Annotated in this window: 9 protein-coding genes; all 9 read left to right on the top strand. The window is 69.5% G+C overall.

The annotated features are described in order from the left end of the window. Positions 1 to 10 precede the first annotated feature (10 nt). The 9 genes from ACWGDE_RS32540 to ACWGDE_RS32500 all read left to right on the top strand — a co-directional run bounded on the left by ACWGDE_RS32540 (position 11) and on the right by ACWGDE_RS32500 (position 8,445). The gene (locus ACWGDE_RS32540; protein WP_453392639.1) at positions 11 to 445 is read left to right on the top strand and encodes a VOC family protein; all 435 of its coding nucleotides are present in this window, start codon (positions 11 to 13) and stop codon (positions 443 to 445) included. 1 nt (position 446) lies between these two features. Further along, positions 447 to 2,267 carry an AGE family epimerase/isomerase gene (locus ACWGDE_RS32535; protein WP_453392638.1) on the top strand — a complete coding sequence of 607 codons (1,821 nt, stop codon included), beginning with the start codon at positions 447 to 449 and terminating at the stop codon, positions 2,265 to 2,267. Positions 2,268 to 2,303: 36 nt separating this feature from the next. Further along, a complete protein-coding gene (locus ACWGDE_RS32530; RefSeq protein ID WP_453392637.1) occupies positions 2,304 to 2,663 on the top strand; it encodes an STAS domain-containing protein in 360 nt (119 codons plus the stop codon). Beyond that, entirely contained in the window at positions 2,660 to 4,795 is a 2,136-nt protein-coding gene (gene glgX, locus ACWGDE_RS32525) for a glycogen debranching protein GlgX (protein ID WP_453392636.1), read from the top strand. The genes ACWGDE_RS32530 and glgX overlap by 4 nt, the downstream gene beginning before the upstream one ends. A 51-nt stretch (positions 4,796 to 4,846) precedes the next feature. After that, entirely contained in the window at positions 4,847 to 5,158 is a 312-nt protein-coding gene (locus ACWGDE_RS32520) for an STAS domain-containing protein (RefSeq protein ID WP_453392635.1), read from the top strand. Between the two features lie 20 nt (positions 5,159 to 5,178). Continuing rightward, positions 5,179 to 5,643 (top strand): ATP-binding protein, encoded by a 465-nt coding sequence (locus ACWGDE_RS32515; protein WP_453392634.1) that lies wholly within the window; start codon positions 5,179 to 5,181, stop codon positions 5,641 to 5,643. Continuing rightward, on the top strand, positions 5,625 to 6,884 hold the full coding sequence (locus ACWGDE_RS32510; RefSeq protein ID WP_453392633.1) for a PP2C family protein-serine/threonine phosphatase: 1,260 nt from the start codon (positions 5,625 to 5,627) through the stop codon (positions 6,882 to 6,884). The genes ACWGDE_RS32515 and ACWGDE_RS32510 overlap by 19 nt, the downstream gene beginning before the upstream one ends. Next, on the top strand, positions 6,884 to 7,624 hold the full coding sequence (locus tag ACWGDE_RS32505) for an AAA family ATPase (RefSeq protein WP_453392632.1): 741 nt from the start codon (positions 6,884 to 6,886) through the stop codon (positions 7,622 to 7,624). Before ACWGDE_RS32510 ends, ACWGDE_RS32505 begins: the two co-directional genes overlap by 1 nt. Positions 7,625 to 7,704: 80 nt before the next feature. Beyond that, the gene (locus ACWGDE_RS32500) at positions 7,705 to 8,445 is read left to right on the top strand and encodes a type 1 glutamine amidotransferase domain-containing protein (RefSeq protein ID WP_453392631.1); all 741 of its coding nucleotides are present in this window, start codon (positions 7,705 to 7,707) and stop codon (positions 8,443 to 8,445) included. Positions 8,446 to 8,547: the final 102 nt, after the last annotated feature.

Genomic DNA, 8,547 nt, shown 5'->3' with positions numbered 1-8,547 from the left:
GCGCCGGCTGATGCCGGGCCCGATGGTGTGGTCGCACGTGGGCCTGAACTGCGCCGACCAGAAGACCACCGAGGAGTTCTACACCCGGTACTTCGGCTTCTCCAGGGCCCGGGTGGTCGACCTGGGGGAGTCCCGGATCATCTTCCTGCGCCAGGGCGACGTGTACCTGGAGCTCTTCGCGGCCGGCACCGGCCCGGCCCGCCCGGCGCACGAGGACGGGCCGCAGGCCCCGGGGCGGATGCGCCACCTGGCCTTCCAGACCGACAGCGTGGACGCGTTCCTGGCACAGCTGGGAGACGCGGCCGAAGTGACCCTGGGGCCACTGGACTTCGACGATTTCATCTGCGGGTGGCGGACCGTGTGGGTCCGCGATCCCGACGGGGTGATCGTCGAGGTCAGCCAGGGGTTCGAGGACGACAGCTCCCACGACAAGGACGGTGTATGACATGGCGGATGCCGTGAGCTTCTCCTTCTCCGACACGATCGCCGGCTACGTCACCCGCTTCGACTCCGGGTCGCGCGTCCTGCGCCTGAAGACCGCGGACGGCCGCGCGTTCGACGTCTCCCTGGCCGGGGGCCCCAGCGCCGAACTGGTCCGCAACCTGGACGAGCCCTACATCGACGCCTCCGGGCACATCGACGAGATGCTCTCCCCGGGCCGGTTCCTCTACGTCTACGGGGTGCACTACCCCGAGCACGGCGGCCGCTTCGAGGCCAAGCGCCTGGTGTTCCTGGGCCGCGGGGCCGAGGACTACCGCTTCGAGGAGACCGGCTGGTGGGTCAAGCAGATCGAATCGCTGGCCGACTTCTACAAGCGGGCGCAGTTCGGCGACGGGCCCGTGGACTTCACCGAGTACCGCACCGAGATCCGGCTCGGCGGGGACAAGACCGCCAGCCACGTCCAGGAGACCGACACGATCTCCCGGCTGGTCTACGGCATGGCCTCGGCCTACCTGCTGACCGGCAAGGACGAGTACCTGGAGGTCGCCGAGCGCGGCACCGAGTACCTGCGCAAGCACATGCGCGTCGTGGACAGCGAGGAGGACGTGGTCTTCTGGTACCACGGCATCAGCGTCGACGGGGACAGCGAACGGAAGCTGTTCACCTCGGAGTTCTCCGACGACTACGACGCGATCCCGATGTACGAGCAGATCTACGCGCTGGCCGGCCCGATCCAGACCTACCGGGTCACCGGTGACGTCCGGATCAAGAGCGATGCCGACGCCACCATCCGGCTCTTCGACAAGTTCTTCAAGGACCCGGAGCAGGGCGGGTACTTCTCGCACATCGACCCGATCCTCTTCAGCGCCGACCACGAGTCCCTCGGGGAGAACGCGGAGCGCAAGAACTGGAACTCGGTCGGCGACCACGCGCCCGCGTACCTGATCAACCTGTACCTGGCGACCGGCGACCAGAAGTACGCCGACTTCCTCGAGTACACCTTCGACACGATCGCGGAGAAGTTCCCGGACTACGAGCACAGCCCCTTCGTCCAGGAGCGCTTCTTCCGCGACTGGTCCCACGACAAGGCGCACAGCTGGCAGCAGAACCGCGCGGTCGTCGGCCACAACCTCAAGATCGCCTGGAACCTGATGCGGATGAACTCGCTGAAGGCCAAGCCGGCCTACGAGGAGCTCGCCCGCAGGATCGGCGAGATCATGCCGGCCGTCGGCAGCGACGTGCAGCGCGGCGGCTGGTACGACGTGGTGGAGCGGGTGAAGGAGGGCGACCAGGAGACGTATCGTTTCGCCTGGCACGACCGCAAGGCCTGGTGGCAGCAGGAGCAGGCGATCCTCGCCTACCTCATCCTGAACGGCACCGTCGGCGGCGAGGAGTTCCTGCGCGAGGCGCGGCAGGCGCAGGCCTTCTACAACACCTTCTTCCTCGACCACGACGAGGGAGCCGTCTACTTCAACGTGCTCGCCAGCGGTACCCCGTACCTGCTCGGCACCGAGCGGCTCAAGGGCAGCCACTCGATGTCCATGTACCACTCCGCGGAGCTCTGCTACCTCTCCGCGGTCTACAACAACCTGCTCGTCAACGGCCGGGAGATGGACTTCCACTTCAAGCCCGAGCCGAGCGGCCTGCCCGACCGCGTCCTGCGCGTCTCGCCCGACCTGCTCCCCGCCGGCTCGGTGCGGATCGCGTCGGTCGACATCGACGAGAAGCCGTACACGGACTTCGACGCCGACGGCCTCACCGTCCGGCTGCCCGACGTCCAGGGCCGGGTCAAGGTCAAGGTCCGGCTGCGGCCGACCGCCCAATAGCGCTCAACGGGGGCGCCCCATCCAGAGGGGAAAGCAATGACCCTGAACGTGAAGGAACGACGCAACAAGACGGGCACCGTGCTCGTCGCCACCGGCGAGATCAACAGCGAGACCTCCGGATCGCTGCTGCAGACGCTGCTGCCGCTGGTCCGCGAGGGCAAGCCGCTGCGCATCGATCTGACGGCCGTCACCTACGTCTCCAGCGCCGGGCTGCGCACCCTGCTCGTCGTCTACCGCGAGGCCCAGCACGCCGGGGTCGCCGTCACCCTCTACGGGGTGAGCGAGGAAGTCCGGTTCGTCATGTCGGCCACCGGCTTCCTCGACTTCTTCTCCACGGGCGAGGCCGAGGCGGCCGCCGCCAAGGCCGCCACCGTCAAGGCGCGGGCCGCGCGATGAGCGAGCCGGCGTCCGAACAGGTGCTGCGCGTCGACGCGTACCCGACCCACGAGGTGGGCGGGTACCGCGTCCGGGCCGGCAAGCCGTTCCCCTTCGGGGCCAACGTGGTCCCCGGCGGGGTCAGCTTCTCGGTCTTCTCCGACCAGGCCACCTCCATGACCCTGGTCATCTACAAGCGCGGCGAGCCCGAACCCATGGCCGAGCTGGAGTTCCCCCAGGAGTTCCGCACCGGCAGCGTCTTCGCCATGACGGTCTTCGGCCTCGACCACGAGAACATCGAGTACGGGTACCGGGCCGACGGCCCCTACGACCCGGTCACCGGGCACCGCTTCGACGCCCGCCAGGTGCTCTCCGACCCGTACGCCCGGCTGATCGCCGGCCGGGACGTGTGGGGCGTGGAACCGGACCGCAACCGCGGCTACCAGTACCGCTCCCGGGTCTGCCTCCAGGACTTCGACTGGGGCGACGACACCCCGCTCGGCATCCCCGCGGAGGACCTCGTCGTCTACGAGACCCACGTGCGCGGCTTCACCCGGCACCCCTCCTCGCGCGTCACCGCCCCCGGCACCTTCGCGGGGCTGCGCGAGAAGATCCCGTACCTGAAGGAACTCGGGATCAACTGCATAGAGCTGCTGCCGGTGTTCGAGTTCGACGAGAGCGACAACCCGCGCTCCAACCCGGAGACCGGCGAGAAGCTCTTCGACTACTGGGGCTACAACACCGTCTCGTTCTTCGCGCCCAAGGCCGGGTACGCGGCCACCGGACGCTACGGGATGCAGGGCGACGAGTTCCGCACCCTGATCAAGGACCTGCACGCGGCCGGCATCGAGGTCATCCTCGACGTCGTCTTCAACCACACCGCCGAGGGCAACGAGCAGGGCCCCACGATCTCCTTCAAGGGGCTCGACAACGCCACGTACTACATGCTCACGCCCGAGGGGTACTACTTCAACTTCAGCGGCACCGGCAACACCGTCAACTGCAACCACCCCGTGGTGCGCAACTACGTGCTCGACTGCCTGCGCCACTGGGTCGCCGACTACCACATCGACGGGTTCCGCTTCGACCTCGCGGCCATCCTCGGCCGCTCCCCGGACGGCACCCCGCTGCCCAACCCGCCGCTGCTGGAACTGCTCGCCTACGACCCCGTCCTGCGGCACACCAAGCTCATCGCCGAGGCCTGGGACGCCGGCGGCCTCTACGAGGTCGGCAACTTCCCGGCGTACGGCCGCTGGGCGGAGTGGAACGGGAAGTACCGCGACACCGTACGCAGCTTCCTCAAGGGCGACCCCGGGATCACCGGGGAACTCGCCACCCGCATCGCCGGCTCGCCGGACCTCTACTCCAGCCGCGGGACCTCGGCCTCGGTCAACTTCCTGACCGCGCACGACGGTTTCAGCCTGGCCGACCTTGTCTCCTACAACGACAAGCACAACGAGGCCAACGGCGAGGGCAACAACGACGGCGGCAACGACAACGCCAGCTGGAACTGCGGCGTCGAGGGGCCGACCGACGATCCCGAGGTCAACGCGCTGCGGCTGCGCCAGATGAAGAACGCCCTGGCCATCCTCTTCACCAGTCAGGGCATTCCGATGCTGCTGTCGGGCGACGAGGTGGCGCGCACCCAGCAGGGCAACAACAACACCTACTGCCAGGACAACGAACTGTCCTGGTTCGACTGGGACCAGGTCGACGAGAACTCCGAACTGCTCCGGTTCACCCGGGAGATGATCGCCTTCCGGGGGCGCCACCGGGAGCTGCGCTCCACCGCCCACCCCACCGGACAGCTCAGGGACAGCCTCGGGCTGCCCGACATCAGCTGGCACGGTGAGCGGGCCTGGCAGCCCGACTGGTCGGCGGACAGCCGCCTGCTGGCGGTGGCCCGCTGCGGCACCGGCGACGACGACGTGGTGTACGTGGCCATGAACTCCCACTGGGAAGCGCACGACCTGGAACTGCCCGCCCTCCCGGGCGGCCGCAGCTGGCACCTCTTCGCGGACACCGGGGCCGAGGCCCCGTACGACATCCGCACCCCCGGCGCCGAACTCGAACTGGAGAACGCCGGCAAGTACCTCATCGGTCCGCGCTCGGTCGTGATCCTGGTCGGCCGCACGCCCGACGCGGAGCTCTAGAGCGAGCTCCGGCCAGCCCACGCGAACCCGTACGTCCGAAGGAGACCTGACATGCCGCTTTCCGTGTCCCTGAGCATCGAGGGCGACACCACCGTGATCGAGCTGGAGGGCGAACTCGACGCCAAGACCGCGCCGGACTTCCACCGGACCATCGAGAAGGCCGCCGGGCACGGCACCAGCACCGTCGAGATCAGGATGGCCGGCGTCGGCTACATGGCCAGTGCCGGACTGCGCTCCCTGGTCTTCGCCCAGCAGAAGGTGGCGGACCACGTCACCATCAAGGTGGTCGGCGCCATCGAGCCCGTCTCCCGGACCATCCGGACGGCCGGGCTGGACCGCAGCATCGTACTGTCCGACGACTGAGTCCGGGGCGGCCGATTCCGATGGATGACGTGGTCGAGACGGCGGTGGCGTCCGCGGAGCTGGAGGTGCCCGCCACCCTGGGGGCACTGGGCGACATCGCCGCGCTCGTCCTGCGGCTGGCCCGGGGGGCGGGCCTGGACAAGGGCTCCGCCTACCGGATCAGGCTGGCCGTGGACGAGCTGGCCACGAACGTCGTGATGCACGGGTACCGGGGCGGCGACGGACGGATCACCGTCCGCGGCCGCTTCGGGCCGGGCCGGGTGCAGATCTCCATAGAGGACCGGGCGCCGGCCTTCGACCCCGTCGGGGGGCGGCTGCCGCCCGACCGGGAGAGCGCCCCCGAGCGCCGCCGGATCGGCGGTCTCGGCATTCACCTGGCACTGACCAGCGTGGACGAGTTCGGCTACGTACGCAGGGACGGCCGCAACATCAGCACGCTGACCGTGATGGCTGAGGGGACGGACCCATGCCCTCCACGACCGTGATCATCCTCGACCAATACCCGCCACCGCCCGTGGAACTGCTCGAAGCGCTGGGAGAGATGGGCGCGGCGCTCTTCCCCCGCACCCTCGCCGACCTGCTGGCCGGCCCGATGCGGGAACTTCCCGACGCGGACGTGCTGCTCGCCCCGGCCGAGGCCGACGGGGAGTCTGTACGGGCGGCCGTGCACCGGCTGCGCCGCTGGGGCGGGGCCCCCATCGCGGTCGTCTGGACCGTGACGGAGTTCGCCGCCCTGGAGGGACACGTCCGGCTCGGCCACGAATACCTCCTGCCGCCCTTCCTGCCCGCCCTCGTCGGGGCCCGGCTGCACAGCTGCTCGGAGCGCGCCGGACTCGGCCGCACCCTGCGCGAAGCCGACGCCCGCGCCGAACTCATGGGCTACGAGAAGGAACTGGAGATCGGCCGGGAGATCCAGGCCGGCTTCCTGCCGGAGTCCCTGCCGGTCCCCGAGGGCTGGGAGATCGACGTGCGCTTCCGGCCCGCCCGGCAGGTCGCCGGGGACTTCTACGACGTCTTCGAGCTCTCCCGCGGCCGCCGCCTCGCCTTCGTCGTCGCCGACGTCTGCGACAAGGGGGTCGGCGCCGCGCTCTTCATGGCTCTCATCCGCTCCCTGCTGCGGCACACCGCCGAGAACAGCGGCCTCCAGCACCTGGTGGCCGCCGGCCGCACCGGCAACAGCCGGCGCATCCCGGTCGTCGGGGCCACCCCGCTGCTCAACGCGGTCACCGCCACCAACGGCTACCTGACCCGCAACCACCTGCGGCAGGGCTACTTCGCCACCCTCTTCTTCGGGGTGCTCGACCCGCTCACCGGATCCCTGGTCTACATCAACGGCGGCCACAACCCGCCGCTGCTGCTGGCCGCCGACGGCGGAGAACCGCTCGCCCTGGAGGTCACCGGCCCCGCCGTCGGGGTGCTGCCGGACTGTGTGTACACGCTCGGCTACGCCCAGTTGAACCCGGGGGACACCCTCTTCGTGTTCACGGACGGAGTGCCCGAGGCCCGCTGTCCCGGCGGAACCTTCCTCGGAGACGAGCGGATGCTGCAGCTGCTCTCCGGCCCCCCGGTCAGCGGCAGGGAGGTGGTCGACCGGATGGACACGGCCGTACGCGAACACACCGGAACAGCCGAACAGCACGACGACGTCACCATGTTGGCCCTGCACCGGCCACGCGCGGCGCGGGGGCCGCACGCGGACGGCACCCACCACAAGGTCGTGGCCTGATGACCCGGACCATCGTGGTGCACTCGTACCGCGGCGGGACCGGAAAGTCCTCGGTGCTGGCGAACCTGGCCCTGCTCATCGCCGCCGGGGGACGCCGGGTGGGGGTGATCGACACGGACATCCAGTCGCCCACCCTGGACCTGCTCTTCAGGCTGCGCCCCGGCCCCTCGCTGGCCGACTACCTGCTCGGGCGGTGCGAGATCGAGGCCGCCGCACAGGAGGTCGTGCCCGGGCTGTACGTGGTGCCGGCCCGGACCGGGACGGCGGCCCTGCGCGAGCTCATGACCACGGGCTACGACGTCGGGCTGCTGCCCGAGGGCTTCGACCGGCTCTCGGGGCACCACTCGCTCGACGTCCTGCTCCTCGACACCCACGCCGGACTCAACAACGAGTCGGTCACCGCCATGGCGAGCGCCGACGTACTCCTGATCATGGCCCGGGCCGACCGGATCGACCTCCTCGGCGCCGCCGAGACCATCGCCCTGACCGGCCGGCTCGCCTGCCGCAGGACCCTGGTGATGAGCATGGCCCCCGAGGGCGTGGACCGGGAGGCCGCCCGGCGGCGGGCCGAGGAGGTCTACCGCACCCCGCTGGCCGGAATCCTTCCGTACGTGTCGGAAATGGCGGCGCTCTACGGAGAACGCATATTCGCAGAAGCCCATCCCGACCACCCCCTGGTCGATGAATTCCGCATCATCATCTCGGCGTTGGACGCACGTGACGAAGTATCGCGGGCCTGACGTCACCCCCTTACGCCCCTGGCGGGCTGCGTGTTGAATCGTCAGCGAATCCGGCGCATCCAGAAACAAGGAGAAGAGTCATGAAGATTCTCGTCGTCATGACGGCCAAGGCCACGCTTCATCTGTTGGACGGGGAACAACATCCCTCGGGTTTCTGGGCCGAGGAATTCGTCGTCCCTTATACGCTCTTCAAGGCCGCCGGCCACACCGTGGACGTGGCGACGATCGGGGGCCGCGCCCCCACGGTCGACCAGACGAGCGTCGACCCCCAGTTCCTCCAGTGGGTCCGCCCCCAGGGCTCGGCGGACGAGGACGCGGCCAACGCCGCCGAGTACGTCCGCGTCATCGGCGAGAGCGATCAGCTCAGAGAGCCGATCGCCCTGGAGACCCTGGGCGAGAAGGACGTCGCCGACTACGACGGGATCTACATCAGTGGCGGCCACGGCGCCATCGGCGACCTGCCCAAGTCCGACGAGCTCGCGCAGATCCTGCGCTGGGCCATCGCCCAGGACAAGCCCCTCGCGACCGTCTGCCACGGCCACACCGCCCTGCTCGCCCTGCGCGACGGCGAAGGCCGCTGGCCGTTCGAGGGCTACCGGATGACCGCCTTCTCGCACAGCGAGGAGCTCGTCACCAACATGGCCGGCCGCCTGCCGCTGATCCTGGAGGCCGAACTCACCCGGCTCGGCGCACGCTACGAGAAGGCCGAAGCCATCTGGGACTCGCACGTGGTCGTGGACCGCCGGCTCACCACCGGCCAGAACCCGTACTCCTCCAAGGCCCTCGCGGAGACGTTCTTGACTCAGCTCGCGCGGGGCTAGCCGCAGCGCCCCCTCGCACCCGACACCGGAAGGCAGCCACAGTCATGACCAAGCGCGTGCTCGGCGACCAGCCCCTGGCGAACCCCGGGAAACTGTTCATCG

This window comes from Streptomyces sp. NPDC054956, from assembly GCF_053609185.1.
The sequence above is the reverse complement of the archived record's forward strand: the minus strand, read 5'-3'. Positions and strand labels throughout refer to the sequence as shown.

Bases quoted from the DNA above. Each gene is read 5' to 3' on its own strand.
- ACWGDE_RS32530 (WP_453392637.1), top strand. From the start codon at position 2,304: ATGACCCTGAACGTGAAGGAACGACGCAACAAGACGGGCACCGTGCTC.
- ACWGDE_RS32510 (WP_453392633.1), top strand. From the start codon at position 5,625: ATGCCCTCCACGACCGTGATCATCCTCGACCAATACCCGCCACCGCCC.
- glgX (WP_453392636.1), top strand. From the start codon at position 2,660: ATGAGCGAGCCGGCGTCCGAACAGGTGCTGCGCGTCGACGCGTACCCG.
- ACWGDE_RS32520 (WP_453392635.1), top strand. From the start codon at position 4,847: ATGCCGCTTTCCGTGTCCCTGAGCATCGAGGGCGACACCACCGTGATC.
- ACWGDE_RS32535 (WP_453392638.1), top strand. From the start codon at position 447: ATGGCGGATGCCGTGAGCTTCTCCTTCTCCGACACGATCGCCGGCTAC.
- ACWGDE_RS32505 (WP_453392632.1), top strand. From the start codon at position 6,884: ATGACCCGGACCATCGTGGTGCACTCGTACCGCGGCGGGACCGGAAAG.
- ACWGDE_RS32500 (WP_453392631.1), top strand. From the start codon at position 7,705: ATGAAGATTCTCGTCGTCATGACGGCCAAGGCCACGCTTCATCTGTTG.
- ACWGDE_RS32540 (WP_453392639.1), top strand. From the start codon at position 11: ATGCCGGGCCCGATGGTGTGGTCGCACGTGGGCCTGAACTGCGCCGAC.
- ACWGDE_RS32515 (WP_453392634.1), top strand. From the start codon at position 5,179: ATGGATGACGTGGTCGAGACGGCGGTGGCGTCCGCGGAGCTGGAGGTG.